The organism is Caulobacter sp. DMC95 (assembly GCF_056313785.1).
The window spans coordinates 46,354-67,998 of the sequence record NZ_JBQUZP010000002.1 but is presented as its reverse complement, the minus strand read 5'-3'; the positions used below and the strand labels follow the sequence as shown (position 1 = coordinate 67,998).

The window sequence follows — 21,645 nt, the reverse complement described above, 5'->3', positions numbered from 1 at the left end:
GTCAGGCCCCCGCGCGGTTCTTGACCAGATCATCGACCACCGACGGATCGGCCAGCGTCGAGGTGTCGCCAAGGCTGCCCAGTTCGTTCTCGGCGATCTTGCGCAGGATGCGGCGCATGATCTTGCCCGAGCGGGTCTTGGGCAGACCCGGCGCCCACTGGATGACGTCCGGCGCTGCGAACGGGCCGATCTCGTGGCGCACCCAAAGGACAAGGTCCTTGCGCAGCTGGTCGCTGGCCTCGACGCCAGCTTTCAGGGTGACATAGGCGTAGACGCCCTGGCCCTTGATGTCGTGCGGATAGCCGACCACGGCGGCCTCGGCGACGGTTTCATGAGCGACCAGCGCGCTTTCGATCTCGGCGGTGCCGAGGCGGTGGCCCGAGACGTTGATCACGTCGTCCACGCGGCCGGTGATCCAGTAGTAGCCGTCGGCGTCGCGGCGGCAGCCGTCACCGGTGAAGTACTTGCCGGGATAGGTCGAGAAATAGGTCTCGAAGAACCGCTGGTGGTCGCCATAGACGGTCCGCATCTGGCCGGGCCAGCTGTCGGTGATGACCAGATTGCCTTCAGTGGCGCCGTCCAGCACCTGACCCTCGGCGTCCACGAGTTGCGGCTTGACGCCCGGCAGGGGCTTGGAGGCCGAGCCCGGCTTCAGGGCGGTGGCGCCCGGCAGCGGGGTGATCAGCATGCCGCCGGTCTCGGTCTGCCACCAGGTATCGACGATCGGCAGTTTTCCCTTGCCGACCACGCGGTGGTACCAGAGCCAGGCCTCGGGATTGATCGGCTCGCCGACGCTGCCAAGGATGCGCAGGGACGACAGGTCGTTCTTGGTGACGTGGTCGTCGCCCTCGCGCATCAGGGCGCGCAGGGCCGTGGGGGCGGTGTAGAAGATCGACACCTTGTGCTTGTCGATCACCTCCCAGAAGCGGCTGGGGGTGGGATAGTTCGGCACGCCTTCGAAGATCAGGCTGGTCCCGCCATTGGCCAGCGGGCCGTAGACGACGTAGCTGTGGCCCGTGACCCAACCCACGTCGGCCGTGCACCAGAACACCTCGCCGGGCTGGTAGTCGAACACCGCCCAGAAGGTCCAAGACGCCCAGGCCAGATAGCCGCCCGTGGTGTGCAGCACGCCCTTGGGTTTGCCCGTCGAGCCCGAGGTGTAGAGGATGAATAGCGGATCCTCGGCGTTCATCGGCTCGGGCGGGCAGTCGGCCGGCACGGTGTCGCGCACGTCCTGCCAGACGATGTCGCGGCCCGCCTTCAGCGGCACGTCGGCGCCGGTCCAGCGGATCATCAGCACCTTGCCCACCCACGGACAGTGCTTCAGCGCCTCGTCGATATTGGCCTTCAGCGGCACGCGACGGCCGCCGCGGCGACCTTCGTCGGCGGTGATGACGAAGTGTGAGGCGCAGTCCTGGATACGGCCGGCGATGCTGTCGGGCGAGAAGCCGCCGAACACCACCGAATGCACCGCGCCGATACGCGCGCAGGCCAGCATGGCCACGGCGGCTAGCGGAACCATCGGCAGGTAGATGGTGACGCGGTCGCCCTTCTTGACGCCCTCCGCCTTGAGGACGTTGGCCATGCGGCAAACCTCCTCGTGCAACTGGCCGTAGGTCAGCGTGCTGGAGGTTCCCGGCTCGTCGCCCTCGAACACCAGGGCCACGTCGTCCTTCTTGGCCGGCAGGTGGCGGTCGATGCAGTTGGCCGAGACGTTGAGAACGCCGTCCTCATACCAGCGGATGCGGAAGTCGTCCTTGGCGTAGGAGACGTCCTTGATCTTGGTGGGCGCCTTGATCCATTCAAGCCGGGCGGCGATGTCGCGCCAGTAGCCTTCGGGATCGGTCTCGACGCGGGCCAGGGCGGCGTCATAGGCGGCCGCGTCGATATGGGCGTCTCGCGCCAGTTCCTCAGGAACCGGGAAAACCTGTCCGTCGCTCACCACCGCACTCCCTTGTCTTGTTGGTCGTTGGCATAGGCGAAGCCAGTCGCCCGGCGCAAGAAGACCAATGCGGTTTCTCGGCGCCGACCGGCTGGCGGCCCGTGCTGCAGTCAGATCAGAAGAAGCCAAGCGCCTTGGGGCTGTAGCTGACCAGCATGTTCTTGGTCTGCTGATAGTGGTCCAGCATCATCTTGTGCGTCTCGCGCCCCACGCCCGACTGCTTGTAGCCGCCAAACGCCGCGTGGGCCGGATAGGCGTGGTAGCAGTTGGTCCAGACGCGCCCCGCCTCGATGCCGCGGCCGAAGCGGTAGCAGCGGTTGGCGTCGCGGCTCCAGACGCCTGCCCCGAGGCCAAAGGCGGTGTCGTTGGCGATCTCCAGGGCCTCTTCCTCGGTCTTGAAGGTGGTCACCGCCAGGACCGGACCGAAGATCTCCTCTTGGAAGATCCGCATCTTGTTGTGGCCTTCGAACACGGTCGGTTCGACATAATAGCCGTCGGCCAGCTGGCCCGGCAGGATCTTGCGCTGGCCGCCGGCCAGCAGCTTGGCGCCTTCGTTGCGGCCGATGTCCATGTAGCCGAGGATCTTGTTCAGCTGCTCTTCGGAGGCCTGGGCGCCGATCATGGTGGCGGGATCGAGCGGGCTGCCCTGGACCACGGCGTTCACCCGCTTGAGCGCGCGCTCCATGAACTTCTCATAGATCGACTCCTGCACCAGGGCCCGGCTGGGGCAGGTGCAGACCTCGCCCTGGTTCAGGGCGAACATGGTGAAGCCCTCCAGCGCCTTGTCGAGATAGTCGTCGTCCTCGCGCGCCACGTCGTCGAAGAAGATGTTGGGCGACTTGCCGCCCAGCTCCAGGGTCACGGGGATCAGGTTCTGTGCCGCGTACTGCATGATCAGCCGGCCGGTGGAGGTCTCGCCGGTGAAGGCGATCTTGGCGATGCGCGGGCTGGAGGCCAGCGGCTTGCCGGCCTCGAGCCCGAAGCCGTTGACGATATTCAGAACGCCAGCCGGCAAGAGGTCGCCGATCATCTCGGCCCAGACCATGATCGAGGCAGGGGTCTGTTCGGCGGGTTTCAGAACCACGCAGTTGCCGGCGGCCAGGGCCGGGGCCAGCTTCCAGCAGGCCATCAGCAGCGGGAAGTTCCACGGGATGATCTGGCCGACCACGCCCAGCGGCTCGTGGAAGTGATAGGCGATGGTGTCGTGGTCGATCTCGGAGATCGAGCCTTCCTGGCTGCGCAGGCAGCCGGCGAAGTAGCGGAAGTGGTCGATGGCCAGCGGGATGTCGGCGGCCAGGGTCTCGCGGATCGGCTTGCCGTTGTCCCAGGTCTCGGCGGTGGCCAGGGTCGCGAGGTTCTCCTCCATGCGGTCAGCGATGAGCAGCAGGATGCGCGAGCGGTCGGCGGCGCTCGTCCTGGCCCAGCCGGCCTTGGCGGCGTGGGCGGCGTCGAGCGCGCGTTCGATGTCGATCGCCTGCGAGCGAGCGATCTCGCAGATCTTGCGGCCGTGGATCGGCGAGCTGTTGTCGAAGTAGCGGCCGTCGGCCGGGGCGACCCACTGGCCGCCGATGAAGTTGTCGTAGCGGGCCTTGAACGGCGGGCGCGACAGGGACTCGATGAATTCGGGCTTGGTCATGGTTTCCTCCAGCGCCGTCGAGGCGTCTTGGAGGCGAGCTTGGCGCGAACAGCGCGGCGTGGCGCCCTCTCAGCCATCGCGCCGGCGCCGTGTGTCTCAGAACTGAGACAGGTTCAGTGGAATTCGCGCCCACGCGCCAGATCCAGGCGCTTGAGCTTGCGGTTCAGGGTGGCGCGCGAGAGGCCAAGCAAGCCGGCGGCGGCCGAGACATTGCCGCCGGCCTGGGTCAGCGCGCGGCGGACGGCGGCGCGCTCGGCCTCATCGAGGTCGGCGGAACGATCCGGCGAGGGCAGGCCGCGCTTCAGGGTCTCGTCGGTCAGCTTCAGGGCGAGGCGCGCGGCGCGAGTGGCGCCGATCACCACGTCGTCGCCATCGACGGCCAGCATCGGGACCGACGCGCGGTCGGCGGCGGTGTCGGGCAGAAGCACGATACGCGCGCCGGGGAAGGCCTCACGGAAGGCGCGGGCCTCGATCCGCCGGGCGGCGTCGGTGACCGCGCGCTCCACCAGTCCCGTCAGCCCGTCCAGACCGGGGCGGCACGAGGACACATCCAGCGCGCCGGCGATCCGGCCGTTCGGATCGAACAGCGGCGCCACGGTGCAGGACAGGCCGATGTTACGCGTATGGAAGTGCTGGTCTCGGTGGATCGTCAGGACGCGCTGCTCGGCGAGGCAGGTGCCGATACCGTTCGTGCCCTCGCGCGCCTCGCTCCACACCGCCCCGTTCCAAAGGCCCCAGCGGCGAAACACCGGATCGTCCGCCGAGACGCCCCGCCGGTCGACCGGCACGCCGTCCGCGTTGGTCAGCAACACGCAGCAGCCGCTATCGCCGACGGCCTGGAACAGAGCGTCGAGATTGTCCTGGGCGGCGGCGAGCAGAGGGCCCACCTGCTCTTGCGCGGCCCTCAGCTCGGTCCCCGACAGGGTTTCGGGCGGCTTGCGGTTCTCTGGATCCAGCTGGTGCAAGGTAAGGCTGCGGCGCCATGAGGCGGCCAGCGGCGTGGCCGCGCCGTCGCGCAGCACCGACAGAACCCTCTCGGCATGGCCTGGTTCGGCCATCGCGTTTCCTCCGCGCCGGGCTTTCCCGACCTGGACATCAGCATGACGTAACGGGAAGGGACGGCGCAAGTCCGGCGTTCTACGGACGGCTCATTCCGGGGGGGCGATCGACCGGGCGACCGGCGGCCGGCGCGCGCACTTTGGACTGCCAAGCGGGCGGCTTTGGGCTTAAAGCCTTACGGTGTTTCGAAAAGGAGCGTCACATGCTGCTGGCCCTGTCCACCTGGTCCGAGATCGAAGAACGGCTCAAGACCAGCAAGAGCGTTGTGGTGCCGATCGGGTCGAACGAGCAGCATGGCCCGACGGGCCTTCTGGGCACTGATTGGCTGTGCCCCGAGATCATCGCCCACGAGGCGAGCAAGCGCGCGGACGACAAGGTGCTGGTCGCGCCGACCTTCAATATCGGCATGGCCCAGCATCATCTGGCGTTCCCGGGCACCATCTTCCTGCGGCCCTCGACCTTCATCGCCGCGATCGGCGACTGGGTGCGGTCGCTGTCGGCCCATGGGTTCACGCGGATCTATTTTCTGAACGGTCACGGCGGCAATGTCGCCTCGATCGAGGCGGCGTTCTCCGAGATCTACGCCGACTACAGCTTCCGCCAGCAGCGCGCGCCGTTCGCCCTGAAGCTGAAGAACTGGTGGGATCTGGCCGGTGTCAACGCCCTGGCCAACCGGCAATTTCCGACCGGCCACGGCAGTCACGCCACCCCGTCCGAGATCGCGGTGACCCAGTGGGCCTATCCGGAGACGATCAAGACGGCGGCCTATTCGCCGCAGATCGCGCCGACGGGGCCGATACGTGAAGCGCTGGACTTCCGCGCCCGCTACGCCGACGGCCGCATGGGCTCCGATCCCGCCCAGGCCACGCCCGAGAAGGGCGGGGAGCTGGTCAGCATGGCCGCCAACGCCCTGATCGAGGACCTGGCGGCGTTCGCGGCGGAGATTGTTCCGCAATAGTCGCGGCCCCTCAGGCCTCGACCACCCGCCGCGCCAGCGCCGGCTGGCCGTGCCGCGCGGCCATCACCTCGCCGATCACGGCCACCGCCACCTCGAAGGGGGCCTTGCCGCCGAGATCAAGGCCGATGGGCGCGCGCAGCTTGGTGAGGTCCCGCTCCTCCAGGCCCGCCGCCTTCAGCTGCGCGATCCGCTCGGGTAGGCGCCGCCGGGCGCCCAGCAGACCCACATAGGGCGCGGGCGAGGGCAGGGCGGTCATCAGCGCCGCGTGATCCTGCTCCAGGTCGTGGCCGCACACCGCCACCGACGTCCAGGCGTCCAGGCCGATGGCGGCCAGCGCCTCGATCAGCGGCTCGCGGCGATAGGCGACGCCCGGCAGGGGCGGCGGCGCGGCCGGGCCCTTGGGGCGCAGAAGGAACGTCTCGTGGCCAGACTGCGCGCCCAGCCCAGCGATGGCCAACGCCGTCGGGTCGCCGCCGATCACCACCAGGCGCGGAACCGGGTCGTAGGCGCGTTCGAACGCGCCGGGCCAGGGGACTTGAGGCTCCTCGGCGCAGACTCGGTGCGCGCCGTCGCTGACCCAGAAGGCAGGCAGGCGCGCGGCGGCGAGGTCCAGAAGGGTCCTGGCCGCCGCGTCCTCGGGCGCGATTCGCTCGACCAGGATTTCGATCCGGGCGCCGCACAGTAGCCGGATGTCCGGCCAGGGGCTGCCCTCGCCATAGACCAGCCGGCGCGGAACGCCATCTTCTAGGCACGCGCGGGCATGAACCTCGACATCGGCCTCGATGCAGCCGCCTGACAAGAAACCCGAGATGAGTCCGTCGCCGAACACCATCTGCGCGCCCACGGGACGGGGACCGCCGCCGCCCAGGGCGACGATGGTGGCCAGAGCCGCAGGGCCTCTCGAAAGCGCCTGGGACAAGGCCGGGCGGGCGTCATCGACCAGGCCGTACATGGGCCAGGCGGCGTCTTTTGCGTCAAAGCTCATCGGCGTCACTTTAACCCCTCGTCAAGGTTCCAGAAACCGGATGTTCAAACCTTGGCGCGTAGCCTCCTCGTCTGTTGGTGAGTTTCGCGCGCGGATGGCGATGTCCATTTCGGTCTCAAAACTGGGTCTGGCGGCCGCTCAATTCGGCCTCGACGGCGGGAGCTCGTCCGCGCCGCGCGGTCGCGCGCCTGAAGCCGAGGCCCGCGATATCCTGAATATCGCCGCGCGCGCCAAGTTGTCGGTGCTGGACGCCTCGGGCCTGTTCGCGCGCGCCGAAACCGTTCTTGGCGATCTCATTCCACGCCCTGTTCCCTTCCGCGTGACGATCTCGACCGCCCGCGCTGATCGCGGCCCGGATTTCGTCGAGGCCGAGGCTCGCGCCGCCCTGCGCCGTATTGGCGTCGAGCGCGCCGACGCCATCGTCGTTCACTCGCCCGCTGAGCTGTTCGGCCCGCATGGCGCTGCGCTCTGGGAGCGTCTGCAACGCCTGAAGGACCAGGGCCTGTTCGCCAAGATCGGCGTCTCGGCCCACGCCTCGGACGATCCGGTCGGCGTGGCCAAGCGCTTCAAGCCAGACATCCTGCAAGCGCCGGCTTCGCTGCTGGACCAGCGCCTGCTGGCCGATGGCTCGTTGCAACGCATCGCCGGCATGGGGATCGAGGTGCACCTGCGCTCGATCTTCCTGAACGGCCTGCTGTTCCTGCCGCCTGATCGCGTACCCGCCCAGCTCAAGGGCGCGTCGGGCCGCCTGTCGCGCGTGCGTCGGATGATCGCCGAGGGCCGCTCGGATCCGCTGCAAGCGGCGCTGGGCTTTGCTCTGTCGCGTCCCGAAGGTTCGGCCGTGCTGGTCGGCGTCAACTCGGCCGCCGAGCTGTCAGCTGTGGTCGCGGCCGCCTCGAGCCCGCCGCCTGATCTCGACTGGGATGATATGGCCATCGACGATCCGGTGGCGCTCGACCCGCGACGTTGGGTCGCCTAACACCCTTCCGGAATCACTCTGGACAATAGGCTGCATGAGCCGGCGCGTCTCGGCGCGGCGCTGTTCAGCACGCGTTAAGCGTGCCTGTTAAGCTTGCATAAGTTTCTGATTCATCGAGGTTTTATTCTTATTGTTTAGGGTGGCTTCAACCCACGGAGACGCGTCATGATCCTCGCTGTCCTGCAAGCCCGAATGGGCTCGTCCCGCCTGCCAGGCAAGTCGATGGCCACGCTGCAGGGCGAGCCGATGATCGTGCGGCAGCTTGAGCGTCTGCGGAGCGCGCGTTGCCTTTCGAAGATCATTGTCGCCACCAGCCAGGATGCGGCAGACGACGCCTTGGCGGGCTTCCTTGTCTCGCGCGGCTACACGGTGCATCGCGGGGCGGGCGCCGACATCCTGGCTCGCATTGCGCGCTGCGCCGATGCGATCAGCGCTGTCAGCCATGTCGTTCGCCTGAAGGGCGACGCGCCGTTCATGGACCCGGGCGTGGTCGACGACGCCGTTCGCATGGCCCTGGCCAGCGGCGCGGACTACACCTCCAACCGCGTCCACCGCACCTACCCGGCCGGGCTCGAGGTCGAGGTCATCAAGGCGCGCGCCCTGCGCCAGGCCGCCGCCGAAGAGCGCGATCCGACGGCGCGCATTTCGCCGACCGCCGCCATTCGGGCCCAGCCGGAGCGCTGGAGCCAGGCCCACCTGCGCGCCGCCCGCGACTGCTCGCGGCTGGACTGGCGGGTCAAGACGGCCGCCGACCTCGCCTTCGCGCGCTCAGTCTATGACGCGCTTTACCCTAGCGATCCCGATTTCCGCATGGGCGACGTTCTCGATCTGATCGAGAACCGTCAGGACATCGCCCGCTTCGCCGCCTGATTTCAGGACGCGTCAGTTCCTCTCCCAAAAACTAAAAAGGGCGCCGTGCGAGACCCGCGCGGCGCCCTTCTTCTGTCCGGTGGCCGGACGCCCTTACTTCCAGGCGCCGTAGGGGTCGATCGAAGTCTTGCCCAGCGCTTCGGCGACGGCCGGATGGGTCAGTTCACCCTTCAGGACGTTCAGGCCGCGGGCTAGGTGGACGTTGGTCTTCAGCGCGTCCAGGCCCTTGTCGGCCAAGGCGAGACCGAAGGGGAGGGTCGCGTTGCCCAGGGCTTCGGACGAGGTGCGCGGCGCTGCGCCCGGCATGTTGGCCACGCAATAGTGGACGACGCCGTCGACGGTGTAGGTCGGTTCGGCGTGGGTCGTCGGCTTGCTGGTTTCGAAGCAGCCGCCCTGGTCGATCGACACGTCGACCAGCACCGAGCCCGGCTTCATCTGCTTGAGGTGCTCGCGACGCACCAGCTTGGGTGCGGCCGCGCCGGCGGTCAGAACGGCGCCGATCACGACGTCGGCCTTGAGGATCTCTTCTTCAACAGCGCCGAAGGTGGAGTAGCGGGTGAGAATCCGGCCCTGATAGAGGTCGTCGAGTTCGCGCATGCGCGGGATCGAGCGTTCCAGCACCACGACCTCGGCGCCCAAGCCGGCGGCCATGCGGGCGGCGTTGCTGCCGACCACGCCGCCGCCCAGGACGGCCACGCGCGCCGGCGGCACGCCCGGCACGCCGCTCAGCAGCAGGCCCATGCCGCCATTGTGCTTCAGCAGGGTTTCGGCGGCGGAGAATACGGCGATACGGCCGGCCACTTCCGACATCGGGGCCAGCAGAGGCAGGCCGCCCTTGGCGTCGGTGACGGTCTCATAGGCGATCGCCGCGCAGCCGCTCTTGAGCAGGCCCTCGGTCTGGGCCGGATCGGGCGCCAGGTGCAGGTAGGTGAACAGGATGTGGCGCGGCTCGAGCTTTTCCCACTCGACCTTCTGCGGCTCCTTGACCTTCACGATCATGTCCGCGCCGGCGAAGACCGCAGCGGCGTCGGCGACGATGCTCGCGCCGGCCTTGACGTAGACGTCGTCGGCGTAGCCGGCGCCGAGGCCCGCGCCCGACTGGACGATGACGGTGTGGCCGTGGCCGACATATTCGCGGACGGCGGTGGGGGTGAGTCCGACCCGGTGTTCGCCCGGTTTGATCTCGGAAGGGACGCCAACGCGCATGATGTTTCCTCCAAAAGCGCTTTGACAGCGATCATGCGCCTCTTTCTTCGCAACTTTCTTGGTGATTTCGATCCCTGCGGATACCTTGATGCAAGATTCCTGCGTGCTATGGTATAAGTATGAAGAAATCCGCCGTAGAACTGGATAGTTTCGACCGGAAGCTCCTCACCGCCCTGCAAAGGCGGGGGCGGGCCAGCTATGTCGAACTGGGCGAGGCGGTCAGCCTTTCGGAGTCGGCCTGCCTGCGCCGCGTCCGGGCCCTGGAGGAACAAGGCGTCATCAGCCGCTACGCGGCCGTGATCGACGAGCGGGCGGTCGGCCTGCCGCTCAGCGTCTTCGTGACAGTGACCCTGTCGTCCCAGGCGGAAAGCGCGCTCAGCGCTTTCGAAAAGGCCATCGCCAATGTGCGCGAGGTGGCCGAGTGCTATCTGATGACCGGCGGCTCGGACTATTTGCTGCGGCTGGTGGTGCGTGACGTCGACGATCTGGAGCGCGTCCACGCCCAGGAACTGACCCGGATTCCGGGCGTGGTGCGGGTCAGCTCCAGCATCGCTATGCGCACCGTGGTCAAACGTGTCGAATTGCCGCTGTAGGGATCGATTAACCTTGTCTTGAGCCGTCGTCGCCTATCGTCTCGCCGACTTCTAACCGCGTCGGGGGACGAGATGGTTTCGAGACGGCTGCTCCTAGGGGCGCTGGCGGGCATGGCCGCGCCGGCTCTGGCGTTCGCCGAGGGCGACGGGCACGCGCCGAGCGTGCTGACCAAGAAGGGCCGCCGTACGGCCAGCGCCCTCAAGCATCAGGCTAGCGACAAGGCCGCGCTCGACAGGGCCATGGCCAGCGTCAAGCCGATGGAGCCCGATCCCGCGCACGAACCTGAAAATCATGCGCCGCCGCAGGAGGTCTCACCCGAAGAGGCCCTCGGCCGCCTCAAGCACGGCAACGCCATCTTCGCGCGGGGCGGCGCCAATCTGATGCTGCCCAGCCTCGCCCGGATCAATGATCTATCGAAGGGCCAAAAGCCTTTCGCGATCATCGTCGGCTGCTCGGACAGCCGTGTGGCGCCCGAACTGGTCTTCGACTGCAATCTCGGCGAACTGTTCGTGGTCCGCGTCGCGGGCTCGACGGTCGGTCGCGAGGGCCTGGGATCGATCATCTACGCCGTTGAGCACCTGGGCGCGCCGTTGATCGTGGTGCTGGGCCACACCAAGTGCGGCGCGGTGGGCGCCGCCGTCGATGTCGCCACCAAGCACGCCCACCTGCATGGGGCTTTGCACGAGATGGTGCTGCCGATCCTGCCCGCCGTCGTCGCCGCCGAGGAAAAGCATCCGGCGGACCTCCAGGACGCCGCCATCCGCCAGAATGTTCGCGACGTCGCTGGCCGACTGAAGGTGGCCGACGGCGTGCTGGCCGAGCGGATCGAGCAAGGGCGCTTGAAGGTGGTCTCGGCCTGCTACGATCTGGCCAGCGGCCTGGTGGCCTTCGACGCATAACATCGTCATCTTGGCGCCGTTGACCCCTGTCGCCGCTTAGGTTCAAGTCCCCCCCGGGGCTGAGCCGAAGGGGAATGACGATGTCGACGGACGAGACGCCGCCGGAAGGTGGCCGCGACTTCCGCGCGGCGCTACAGGCTCGCTGGAACGCTACGCGTGAAGCGGTCGCCCAACGTTGGCCCGCCTCCCTGAAAGGCCCTGTCGCCCTGGCCCTGGCCGGGGCGCTGGTCGTCGGCTTCGGCGGCGGCTTCGCCGTCGGCAAGGGCGGTCATTTCTTCGGCGGCGGCAAACCGGCCGGCGCGGAGTCGGTCAAGGGCGAAGCCTGGTCGCTGTTCGGCAAGCCGCGCTCGGCCAACGCGCCCCGGCGCGGGATCCCCAAACCCGAAGGTTTCGCCGTCTGGCAGACCCGCGTCGACAGCAGCGGCCCCGACCCGCTGGCCTGTATCCGCATGAGCCGGGATCTGGATCCCTCCAAATCCTACGCCGACTTCGTGCTGGTCTCGCCGGACCTCGGCCGCCAGCCGTCGGTGCGGGTGAAGGGGGATGAGTTGTGCCTGGGCGGCGTCGGCTTCACCGATCATCGCATCACGCTGCTGAAGGGCCTGCCCGCCAAGGGCGGCGAGACCCTGGGCGCCAACGCCGATGTCGACTTCACCTTTGGCGAGAAGCCGCCCTACGTCGGTTTCGCCGGCGACGGCGTGATCCTGCCGCGCGAGGAGTCGGACGGCGTCGCCATCGAGACGATCAATGTCCAGACCCTGGCCATCGAGGTCTGGCGCGTGCCGGACCGCAACCTCGTCCGCAAGTCGATCAGCGCGCCCGACCCCTCGGGCGAGGGCGACTGGGCCGGCGACTATGGCGAGGATGCGGTCGGCGACGACGGCCGTCAGGTCTGGAAGGGCACGGTGCAGGTCACCGGCGGCGCGACCGGCCAGAAGGCGACCACCGTCTTCCCGCTCGGCGCGGTGCTGAAGGACATGAAGGCCGGCGCCTTCGTGATCAAGGCGCGCGACGCCTCGGGCGGCCGCGACGCCGAGGACGGCGACAACAATCCCGCCCAGGCCCGCCGCTGGATCGTGTTCACCGACATGGCGATGCTGGCCTATGACGGCTCCGAAAGCCTGGATGTCGTGGTCCGCTCGCTGAAGAGCGCCAAGACCCTGTCGGGCGTACGCGTGGCCCTGGTGGCCGCCGACGGCGAGCCGCTGGCCGAGGCCCAGAGCGACGCCGACGGCCGCGTGCGGTTCCTGCGTCCGCTGCTGAAGGGCCAGGGCGCTGAGCGCGCCAAGATGGTCATGGCCTACGGCGCGCAAGGTGATCTGGCGGTGCTGGATCTGGACCGCTCGCCGGTGGACTTGTCCAAGCAGGGCGTCGGCGGCCGCACTGAGGGCGGCGTCGATGGTCGCAGCGTCGCGGCCGATATCGACGGCTACCTCTACGCCGACCGGGGCATCTATCGTCCGGGCGAGACGGTTCATCTGACCGCCATGATCCGCGACCGGATGGCCAAGGCCGTCAACGATCGCAAGGGCGAGATCATCGTCAAGCGTCCTTCGGGCGTGGAGTTCCGCCGCTATCCGTTCAGCCAGGCCAACGCCGGCGTCGCCCTGGCCGACATCGCCTTGCCGCGCTCGGCGCCGCGTGGGCGCTGGATGGCCGAGTTGCATGTCGAGGGCATCGAGGAGGCGACGGGGTCGTTGAGCTTCTCGGTCGAGGACTTCGCGCCTCAGCGTCTGGCGGTCACCGCCACCGGCCAGGAGTCCGTGCCGCTTGGCGCGGGCGACACCCGCAAGGTCGATGTCTCGGCCCGGTTCCTTTATGGCGCGCCGGGCGCGGGCCTGCAGACGCAAGGCGAGGCGCGGCTGCGCGCCGACACCGATCCGTTCCCGGCCTTCAAGGGCTTTGAATGGGGCGACCAGGGCAAGCCGTTCGAGGAGAAGTATCTCGACCTCGGCTCGACGGTGACCGACGGCGAGGGCCGCGCGATCCTGTCGGTCGGAACCGGCGATGTCGGCGACACCGCCCAGCCGCTGGTGGCCTCGGTCACGGCCTCGGTGTTCGAGCCGGGCGGCCGTCCGGTTCGCGAGGGGCTGGAGCTGAAGGTCCGGCCCAAGGCCGTCTACTACGGCGTCAAGGTCGAGCAGGGCGAGGGCAAGGGCGATCCGCCCGTCAGCCTCGACATCATCGCCGTCAACGCCGCCGGTCAGCGCATCGGCGCGACGGCGACCTACACCCTGGTGGCCGAGCGCTGGGACTATGACTGGTTCCAGCAGAACGGCCGCTGGCAGTGGCGCCGCAGCAGCCGCGACGCGATCGTGGCCAAGGCGCAGGTCAATATCGGCGCCGGTCAGCCCGCCAAGATCAACCGCCGTCTGGGCTGGGGCGACTATCGCCTCGAGGTCGAAGGCGCCGACGGCGCGCGCACCGTGACCCGCTTCTCGGCGGGCTGGGGCGCGCCGGCCCGCGAGGGCGAGGCGCCGGACGTCGTCCGCGTCACCGCCGGAACCAAAACCTATGCGCAAGGCGGCACGGTCGAGATCACCCTGAAGCCGCCCTATGCGGGCGAGGCCCAGATCGCGGTCGCCACCGATCGCCTGATCGACCTGAAGACCGTCAGCGTCGGCGAGAACGGAACCACCGTGCGCCTGAAGACCTCGGCCGCCTGGGGCGGCGGGGCCTATGTGATGGTCAGCGTGATCCAGCCGCGCGATCCGGTGGCGTCGCCGAAGCCGCGCCGGGCTTTGGGTCTCGTCTATGTCCCGATCGACCCCAAGGGCCGTAAGCTGACGGTCGACCTGGGCACGCCGAGCAAGATCGATAGCAAGGCCCCGGTCGAGATCCCGGTGAAGGTGTCGGGCATGGGCCTGGGCCAGAAGGCCCGGATCACCATCGCGGCGGTGGATGAGGGCATCCTGCGCCTGACCCACCAGGAAAGCCCCGATCCGGTTAAGTGGTACTTCGGCAAGCGGGCCCTGACCCTCAACTACCGTGACGACTATGGGCGTCTGCTCGACCCGAACATGGGCGCGCCGGCCAATGTCAATTTCGGCGGCGACGAGATCGGCGGCGAGGGGCTAACAACGACTCCGATCAAGACCGTGGCCCTGTGGTCGGGTGTTGTGGAGACGGGCTTTGACGGCAAGGCGGTGGTCAAGCTGCCGGCCGCCGACTTCAATGGCGAGCTGCGCATCCAGGCGGTGGCCTGGACCGACACCGCCGTCGGCTCGGCCTCCAAGCCCCTGACCGTGCGCCAGCCGGTGGTGGCCGACCTGAACCTGCCGCGCTTCCTGGCGCCGGGCGACCAGGCCTACGCCACGCTGGAGCTGCACAATGTCGAGGGCAAGTCCGGCGCCTACACCGCCGAGGCCTTCTCGGTCGGCGGGCTCAAGGTCGCCTTCAACAAGGTGTTCCAGCTGATCCTGGGCCAGCGCGTCGCCGAGAAGATCCCGTTCCTGGCCCCCGACGTCACGGGCGTCGGCAAGATCGGCTTCAAGGTCGCAGGGCCCGGCTTTACGACCCAGAAAGACTATCCGATCCAGACGCGCCTCGGCTGGGGCGACATCGTGCGCACCACCACCGAGCCGCAGAAGCCGGGCGAGGCCTTCACGCCGTCGTATCCGCTGCTGGCGGGCCTGGCGGCGGGCGATGTGACGATGCAGGTCAGCTACTCGCCGATCCGGGGCTTTGACCCTTCGGCGATCGCGGTGGCGCTGCAGCGCTATCCGTACGGCTGCACCGAGCAAATGGTTTCGACGGCCTATCCGCTGCTCTACGCCCAGACCTTCTCGAACGACCCCAAGCTCAAGCGCACCCCGGCCGCCCTGGCTGGCGCGGTGGGCAAGCTCTTGGACCGTCAGACCCTGGACGGCGCCTTCGGACTCTGGCGCGTGGGCGACGGCGAGGCAGACCCGTGGCTGGGCGCCTATGTCGTCGACTTCCTGCTCGAGGCCAAGGCGCAGGGTGTGGCCGTGCCGGACGCGGCCATCGACAAGGCCGTCAGCGCCATGCGCCAGGTCAGCCGTCCCGACGGCTGGGCCTCGGTCGCCTATCGCATGGAGTATCCAGGCTGGTGGGCCAGCAACCAGGAGGCCTCGAAGCAGGCCACCGAACGCATGCGTCGCCGCGCCAGCGCCTACGCCCTCTACGTGATGGCCAAGGCCGGCAAGGGCGACCTTGCGCGCCTGCGCTGGTGGCACGACGTGCAGATGAAGGACGAGGACCAGCCGATCGCCAAGGCCTATGTCGCCGCCGGCCTGGCCCGGATGGGGGACAACGCCCGCGCCCGCTCAGCCATGCGCCAGGCGGTGAAGTCGCTGGGCTATCGCGACGAGATGGACTGGTACCAGTCCACCCTGCGCGACACTGCCGTGCTGACGGCCCTCGCCGCCGAGTCCGGCATGATGGACGTGGCGCGCCAGATGCAGGGTCGCCTGGAGAACTCGGTCAAGGATCCCGACGCCCTGAACACCCAGGAGCAGGCGGCGCTGCTGCACGCGGCCAACGCCCTGATCAAGGCCTCGGGCCCGATCTCGATCCAGGCCACGGGCGCCAATCCGCTGCCGCCCGCCGGCGGCGCGCCCCGCTGGGCGGTGGGCAAGCTGACCGACGCCCGCTTCGTCAACACCGGCAAGGGCTTGCTGTGGCGGACGGTCAGCGTGCGCGGCACGCCGGTTTCCGCCCCGCCGGCCACCGCTAGCGGCCTGTCGGTGGGCAAGCGCCTGCTGTCGATGGGGGGCGCGGCGATCGACCCGGCGACCATCCGGCAAGGCGACCGGATCATTGTGCTGGTCTCCGGCCGCTCGATGCAGGAGCGCTCGGTGGCCCTGGTGGTCGACGACGCCCTGCCGGCCGGGTTCGAGATCGAGACCACCCTGGGGGCCGACGACGCCCAGAATGGTCCGTTCAAGTTCCTGGGCGAGCTGACCGCCGCAGACGTGCAGGAAAGCCGCGACGACCGCTTCATCGCGGCCCTGGACCTGGAGGGGAACAAGCCCTTCGCCCTGGCCTATGTGGCGCGGGCGGTGACGCCGGGCTCGTTCTTCCTGCCGGGCGCCGTGGCCAAGGACATGTACCGACCGGCCATAGTGGCGCGCTCGGACGCCTCGCGCGCGACCATCGCGCCGGGGCAATAGATGACTTCAGTGCGGCCTGAAACGTCGTGTCATCCCGGACGGCCCGCAGGGTCGATCCGGGACCCAGCGGCCAAGCGCAGTGCGGTCGCTCCTGGGTCCCGGCTCTCCCCCCGGCTCAAGGCCGGGGTCCGGCCGGGATGACACGGTTTGAGTTTTGGGGAGACGAAGCCCGTCGCGTCCCCCGCCTGACCAAAGCCCTTATCGCGGCCCTCGCCCTCGAGCTGGCCCTCTTCACCCTCAGCGCCCTCTTCCCGCCCGACATGACCCGCGCCCGGCAGTCCTCGCCGGTGGTGCTGGATCGGCGCGGCGCCTGGCTGCGCGCGTTGCCGGTGGAGGATGGCCGTTGGCGGATTCGGGCCGATCTCGAGCGCACCGACCCGACCTTCCAGAAGCGCCTAATCAAGGTCGAGGACGCCCGGTTCTATCTCCATCTGGGCGTTGACCCGCTGTCGCTGGTCCGCGCCGTGGGCTCAGCGGTGGTCCGTGGCCGGGTGACCTCGGGCGCCTCGACCCTGACCATGCAGACCGCGCGTCTGTTGGAGCCGCGCCCGCGCACCCTGGGCGCCAAGCTGATCGAGATGGTTCGCGCCATGCAGCTGGAGTCGCGGCTCTCCAAGCGCGAGATCCTGACCCTCTATCTGACCCTGGCCCCCTATGGCGGCAACCTGGAGGGCGCACGGGCGGCCAGCCTCAGCTATTTCGGCCATGAACCGTCCAGCCTGACCGACGGCGAGCAGGCCCTGCTGATCGCCCTGCCGCAGTCGCCCGAGGCCCGGCGTCCGGACCGCCGGCCCGAGGCGGCCAAGGTGGCGCGGCGGGCGGTTCTGGACAAGATGGTTCGGGGCGGAACCCTCAGCGCGGCGGCCGCCTACGAAGCCGAAAACGAGCCCATGCCGCGCCGGGCCGCCTTCCCTACCCTGGCCTGGCACGCGGCGGGGGAGCTCGCGCGGACCGCCCCCGAGGGCCAGGCCAGCGTGGTCTCGACCCTGGACGCCGACCTGCAGTCGCGCCTGGAGCCCATGGCCGCCGCCGTCGCCGCTGCGCAGGGCCCGGACGCCACCGCCGCGATCATCGTCGTCGAGATCCGCAACCGAGCGGTGCGCGCTTCGGTGGGCTCGGCGGGCCGCGACCGGGCCGGCGGTTGGGTCGACATGACCCGCGCTTTGCGCTCGCCCGGCTCGGCCCTGAAGCCGTTCATCTACGCCATGGCCATGGACGACGGCCTCGTCGCCGCCGACACCCAGCTGACCGACAGCGCCACCCGCTTCGCCGACTATCAGCCTGAGAACTTCGACCGGGTGTTTCACGACAAGGTCACGGTGCGCGAGGCCCTGGCCCATTCGCTCAATGTCCCGGCCGTCGCCACCCTGGAGAAGCTGGGGCCTGAGGCCTTCGCGGGCCGTATCGAGGCGGCCGGCGCGCATCTGGCCCGGCCCAAGGCGCAGCTCAAGGAGGCGGGCCTCGCCCTCGCGCTGGGCGGTGAGGGGATCACCTGGCGCGACCTCGTCATGTTGTACGCGGCGCTGGGCGACAACGGGATCGCCAAGCCCCTGGCCTGGACGGAGACTGAGGCAAAGGCGCGCGAGAAGGCCGGCGGGACGCGCCTCGTCCGGCCCGAGGCGGCGCGGCAGGTGCTCGACATCCTGCGCGAGGCGCCTGCGCCCAAGGGCCGCGCGCCGTCAGCCCTGACCCGGGGCGGGCCATCGATGGCCTTCAAGACCGGAACCTCCTACGGCTTCCGGGATGCGGTGGCGGCCGGCGTGGTTGGCGGCTATGCAATCCTGGTCTGGACGGGCCGCGCCGATGGGGGCGCGCGGGGCGGGCTGACGGGACGCGACGCGGCCCTGCCGCTGCTCTTCGACGTGGCCGACGCGATCGGCGCCCAGGGCTCCGCACCCCGGCCCATCGCGCCCAAGGCCGCGCCGCTGGCGCTCCAGAAGCTGCGCGCCGCCGATGACGGCCCGCGCCTTATCTTTCCGCCCGACGGCGCCTCAGTGCAGGTCGACGCCCTGGGGCCCAAGGCGCGAGGGCTCGTGCTCGCCGCCGAAGGCGAAGGTCTGACCTGGTACGTGGAGGGCGCGCCGCTGGACCCCGACCCCGTCAGCGGCCGCGCGATCTGGAAGCCCGCAGCGCCGGGCTTCTACAAGCTCACGGTCGTGGACGCGGAAGGGCGGAGGGTCAGCGCCAAGGTCCGGATCAGGGGCGGGTAGGTCCTCACCCCGGTTGGCCGACCGCCCGCTGATAGTCCTCCAGCCCGGCGATGCCGACATTGAGATCGTTCACCAGACCGTCGGCCAGCGAATAGACCCAGCCATGCACGGCCAGCGACTGGCCGCGCGCCCAGGCGTCCTGCACGAAGACGTCCGAGGCGACATTGCGCACCTGGCGGGTGACGTTCAGCTCGGTCAGGCGGTCGAGGCGAGCGCGCTCTTCCGGGATCGCCTCCAGTTCGTGGCGGTGTTCGGCGTGGACCTCGCGGATCGGGTGCAGCCAGTGGTCGACGAGACCCCGGCGCTTGCCGTCGATGGCCGCCGCGACGCCGCCGCAGCCATAGTGGCCCACGACCATGATGTGCTTGACCTTCAGCACGTCGACCGCGAACTGCAGCACGCTCAGATAGTTGGCGTCCTGCGGCGGGGCGAGGTTGGCGACATTGCGGTGGACGAACAGCTCGCCCGGATCCAGGCCGACGATCTCGTTGGCCGGCACTCGGCTGTCGCTGCAGCCGATCCACAGATATTCGGGGCTCTGCTGATTGGCGAGGCGCTTGAAGAACTCGGGATCGACCGCCGTCTTGCTCTTCGACCATGCGGCGTTGTTGGCTTTCAGGTCCTCAAGCATCTAGCGCTCCGGGTGGTGATCAGGGTGGGCGGCGGCGATGGCCGGATGCGCCCGGGCGTGGGCGGCGGCGGCCTCGATGGCCGGGAACGGCGACAGGTCGACGTTGAAACGGTTGGCGTTGAACACTTGCGGCACCAGCAGGCAGTCGACCAGCCCGGGCGTATCGCCGAAGGCGTAGCCCCGGCCGTGCTGGGCCACCATGGGCTCCAACGCGGCAAACCCGTCCTGGATCCAGCGCGCCACCCAGGCGTTACGGGCCGGCTCGTCGATGTCCATCGCCGTGAGCTGACGCAGGATGCGCAGGTTATTCAGGGGGTGGATGTCGCAGGCGATGATCTCGGCCATCGCGCGAACCGCCGCGCGGTCGAAGGCGTCCTTCGGCAGAAGCGGATTTTCGGGGAAGGTTTCGTCCAGCCACTCCAGAATGGCGAGGCTCTGGGTCAGCGGCCGGCCATCGACCTCGAGGGTCGGCACGAGCGCCTGGGCGTTCAGGGCGCGGTAGGCCTCGCCCTGGTGGGCGTTGGCCACCAGGTCGACGGGCCGCAGCTCGAACGGAATGCCCTTCAGGTTCAGGCCGATCCGCACCCGATAGGGCGCGCTGGCGCGCTTGGCGCTGTGCAGGACGAGCTTCATCGAAGTCTCTCTCAAAGACGGCGGGATCGTGCCAGCGACGTCAGGCCAGGGTGAATTCCAGGCGGCCCACGCCCTCGATCTCGCCGACGACCTTGTCGCCGCGGGCGATGGCGGCGACGCCCTCGGGCGTGCCGGTGAAGATCAGGTCGCCGGCGGCGAGGGTCCAGAGCTCGCTGGCCTTGGCGATCACCTCGCCGATGTTCCAGATCATGTCGCCCACCAGGCCGTGTTGGCGCGCCTGGCCGTTGACCGACAGCGTCACCGCCGCCTCGGCCGCAGGCGCGTCCGTCACCTGGATGGCGCTGATCGGCGCGCTCTCGTCGAAGCCCTTGGCGGCCTCCCAGGGCTGGCCCTTGGCCTTGGCCGCGGCCTGTAGGTCGCGGCGGGTCAGGTCGACGCCGACCGCATAGCCGAACACGCAGGCCAGAGCCTGTTCGATCGAAAGGTTGGCGCCGCCCGCCTTCAGCGCCACTACAAGCTCGATCTCGTGATGCAGATCGCTGGTCGCCGACGGATAGGCGATCTCTGCGGCCAGCGGCGCGATCGCGTCGGCGGGCTTGGCGAAAAAGAACGGCGGATCGCGATCATCGCCGCCCATCTCGCGGCGGTGCGCGGCGTAGTTGCGGCCAACGCACAGGATGCGACGCACCGGAAAAACAGCGTCCGATCCCTCCACCGGGACCGTCGGGATGGCGTGCGGGGGAAAAGCGTAGGTCGTCATGGCGCTTCCTGTAGACCCAAAAGCGGCGCGCCAAAACCCCGGTCGCGCAACCGTGAAAGTCTGGGCTCAAAATGGCTGTGGTTCCGCAAAGAGATGGTTGAACAGCCGGTCTAAACGTTCTTTCACTTGCCGCCGCGCTCGCCGTCGAGTCATCTCGCCGTTGGGGACTAGGGCTTAGGCTCGTCGGGCGGGTGGCGACACCGGGCCGACGGACGCTGAATTGGAAACTTTGGAGCTTGGCTCAGCCGCGCCGTCATGGCCGGCGGCGGCCCGGCTTCCATCGGGGGCATTAGGAAGACCATGCTGATCATCGAGAATCTGACCCACGTCTATGGCAACGGCACCCGCGCCCTGGATGAGGTCAGCCTGACGATCCCGCGCGGCATGTACGGCCTCTTGGGCCCCAATGGCGCCGGCAAGTCGACCCTGATGCGCACCATCGCCACCCTGCAGGCGCCGACCTCGGGCCATATCCGTTTCGGCGACATCGACGTGCTCAAGCACCCCGAAGAGCTGCGCAAGACGCTGGGTTATCTGCCGCAGGATTTCGGCGTCTATCCGCGCGTATCCGCCTACGACATGCTCGACCACATGGCCGTTCTGAAGGGCATCGCTGGGGGCAAGGAGCGCAAGGAAACTGTCGAGAACCTGCTGAACCAGGTGAACCTCTGGGGCGTGCGCAAGAAGGCGATCGCCGGCTTCTCGGGCGGCATGCGCCAGCGCTTCGGCATCGCCCAGGCCCTGATCGGCGATCCGCGCCTGATCATCGTCGATGAGCCCACCGCCGGCCTCGACCCCGAAGAGCGCAACCGCTTCCTGAACCTTCTGGCCGAGATCGGCGAGAACGTGGTGGTGATCCTGTCGACCCACATCGTCGAGGACGTCTCCGACCTCTGCCCGGCCATGGCCATCATCTGCAACGGCCGCATCGTGCGCGAGGGCGCGCCGGCCGACCTGGTGGCCCAGCTGAAGGGCCGCATCTGGAAAAAGATCATCGACAAGGCCGAGCTGGAAGCCGCCAAGGCCCAGTACAAGGTCATCTCCACCCGCCTGCTGGCCGGCCGCACCGTGATCCACATCGAGTCCGAGACCGATCCGGGCGCGGGCTTCGCCCCCGTCGAGGGTGGGCTGGAGGACGTATACTTCTCCACCCTGTCGTCCACCCGCTCGCGCCAAGCGGCGTAAGGAGG

The 21,645-nt window shown here is 68.9% G+C and carries 16 protein-coding genes; 8 read left to right on the top strand and 8 right to left on the bottom strand.

The genetic code is table 11. From position 1 onward, the window contains the following. Window position 1: 1 nt before the first annotated feature. From acs to ACT53N_RS04185, 3 genes are all read right to left on the bottom strand, one after another. Window positions 2-1,945 (bottom strand): acetate--CoA ligase, encoded by a 1,944-nt coding sequence (gene acs, locus ACT53N_RS04195; RefSeq protein WP_476062727.1) that lies wholly within the window; start codon window positions 1,943-1,945, stop codon window positions 2-4. A 112-nt stretch (window positions 1,946-2,057) separates the two neighbouring features. Then, complete coding sequence (gene adh / locus ACT53N_RS04190) at window positions 2,058-3,578, bottom strand: aldehyde dehydrogenase (protein WP_476062726.1); 1,521 nt, start codon at window positions 3,576-3,578, stop codon at window positions 2,058-2,060. A gap of 113 nt (window positions 3,579-3,691) precedes the next feature. Then, window positions 3,692-4,636: a GAF domain-containing protein gene (locus ACT53N_RS04185; protein WP_476062725.1), complete on the bottom strand. Its 945-nt coding sequence runs from the start codon at window positions 4,634-4,636 to the stop codon at window positions 3,692-3,694. Window positions 4,637-4,839: 203 nt separating this feature from the next. Between ACT53N_RS04185 and ACT53N_RS04180 the strand changes: the two genes are divergently transcribed. Next, window positions 4,840-5,595: a creatininase family protein gene (locus tag ACT53N_RS04180; protein WP_476062724.1), complete on the top strand. Its 756-nt coding sequence runs from the start codon at window positions 4,840-4,842 to the stop codon at window positions 5,593-5,595. A gap of 10 nt (window positions 5,596-5,605) precedes the next feature. On the opposite strand, the gene ACT53N_RS04175 is transcribed toward ACT53N_RS04180, so the two are convergent. Next, entirely contained in the window at window positions 5,606-6,580 is a 975-nt protein-coding gene (locus tag ACT53N_RS04175; protein ID WP_476062723.1) for an XdhC family protein, read from the bottom strand. 100 nt (window positions 6,581-6,680) lie between these two features. Between ACT53N_RS04175 and ACT53N_RS04170 the strand changes: the two genes are divergently transcribed. Beyond that, a complete protein-coding gene (locus tag ACT53N_RS04170) occupies window positions 6,681-7,559 on the top strand; it encodes a bifunctional regulator KidO (RefSeq protein ID WP_476063386.1) in 879 nt (292 codons plus the stop codon). Between the two features lie 165 nt (window positions 7,560-7,724). Continuing rightward, window positions 7,725-8,429, top strand: coding sequence for a glycosyltransferase family protein (locus ACT53N_RS04165; protein ID WP_476062722.1), 705 nt, complete (start codon window positions 7,725-7,727; stop codon window positions 8,427-8,429). 93 nt (window positions 8,430-8,522) lie between these two features. On the opposite strand, the gene ald is transcribed toward ACT53N_RS04165, so the two are convergent. Beyond that, window positions 8,523-9,635, bottom strand: a complete 1,113-nt coding sequence (gene ald, locus ACT53N_RS04160) for an alanine dehydrogenase (RefSeq protein WP_476062721.1) — start codon at window positions 9,633-9,635, stop codon at window positions 8,523-8,525. Window positions 9,636-9,754: 119 nt separating this feature from the next. Here ald and ACT53N_RS04155 point away from each other — a divergent pair, with 119 nt between their 5' ends. The 4 genes from ACT53N_RS04155 to pbpC all read left to right on the top strand — a co-directional run bounded on the left by ACT53N_RS04155 (window position 9,755) and on the right by pbpC (window position 18,470). Next, window positions 9,755-10,228 carry an Lrp/AsnC family transcriptional regulator gene (locus ACT53N_RS04155; RefSeq protein ID WP_476062720.1) on the top strand — a complete coding sequence of 158 codons (474 nt, stop codon included), beginning with the start codon at window positions 9,755-9,757 and terminating at the stop codon, window positions 10,226-10,228. Window positions 10,229-10,300: 72 nt separating this feature from the next. After that, complete coding sequence (locus tag ACT53N_RS04150) at window positions 10,301-11,128, top strand: carbonic anhydrase (protein ID WP_476062719.1); 828 nt, start codon at window positions 10,301-10,303, stop codon at window positions 11,126-11,128. Between the two features lie 74 nt (window positions 11,129-11,202). After that, the gene (locus ACT53N_RS04145) at window positions 11,203-16,260 is read left to right on the top strand and encodes an alpha-2-macroglobulin family protein (RefSeq protein WP_476062718.1); all 5,058 of its coding nucleotides are present in this window, start codon (window positions 11,203-11,205) and stop codon (window positions 16,258-16,260) included. Between the two features lie 26 nt (window positions 16,261-16,286). After that, window positions 16,287-18,470, top strand: coding sequence for a penicillin-binding protein 1C (gene pbpC, locus ACT53N_RS04140; RefSeq protein WP_476062717.1), 2,184 nt, complete (start codon window positions 16,287-16,289; stop codon window positions 18,468-18,470). A 4-nt stretch (window positions 18,471-18,474) separates the two neighbouring features. On the opposite strand, the gene ACT53N_RS04135 is transcribed toward pbpC, so the two are convergent. From ACT53N_RS04135 to ACT53N_RS04125, 3 genes are read right to left on the bottom strand one after another with little or no spacing between them, the layout of a single operon-like run. Further along, the gene (locus tag ACT53N_RS04135) at window positions 18,475-19,101 is read right to left on the bottom strand and encodes a carbonic anhydrase (RefSeq protein ID WP_310213724.1); all 627 of its coding nucleotides are present in this window, start codon (window positions 19,099-19,101) and stop codon (window positions 18,475-18,477) included. After that, entirely contained in the window at window positions 19,102-19,734 is a 633-nt protein-coding gene (maiA, locus tag ACT53N_RS04130) for a maleylacetoacetate isomerase (RefSeq protein WP_476062716.1), read from the bottom strand. Between the two features lie 40 nt (window positions 19,735-19,774). Continuing rightward, window positions 19,775-20,455 carry a fumarylacetoacetate hydrolase family protein gene (locus tag ACT53N_RS04125; protein WP_476062715.1) on the bottom strand — a complete coding sequence of 227 codons (681 nt, stop codon included), beginning with the start codon at window positions 20,453-20,455 and terminating at the stop codon, window positions 19,775-19,777. A gap of 300 nt (window positions 20,456-20,755) precedes the next feature. Here ACT53N_RS04125 and ACT53N_RS04120 point away from each other — a divergent pair, with 300 nt between their 5' ends. Beyond that, the gene (locus ACT53N_RS04120) at window positions 20,756-21,640 is read left to right on the top strand and encodes an ABC transporter ATP-binding protein (RefSeq protein ID WP_476062714.1); all 885 of its coding nucleotides are present in this window, start codon (window positions 20,756-20,758) and stop codon (window positions 21,638-21,640) included. Window positions 21,641-21,645 lie beyond the last annotated feature (5 nt).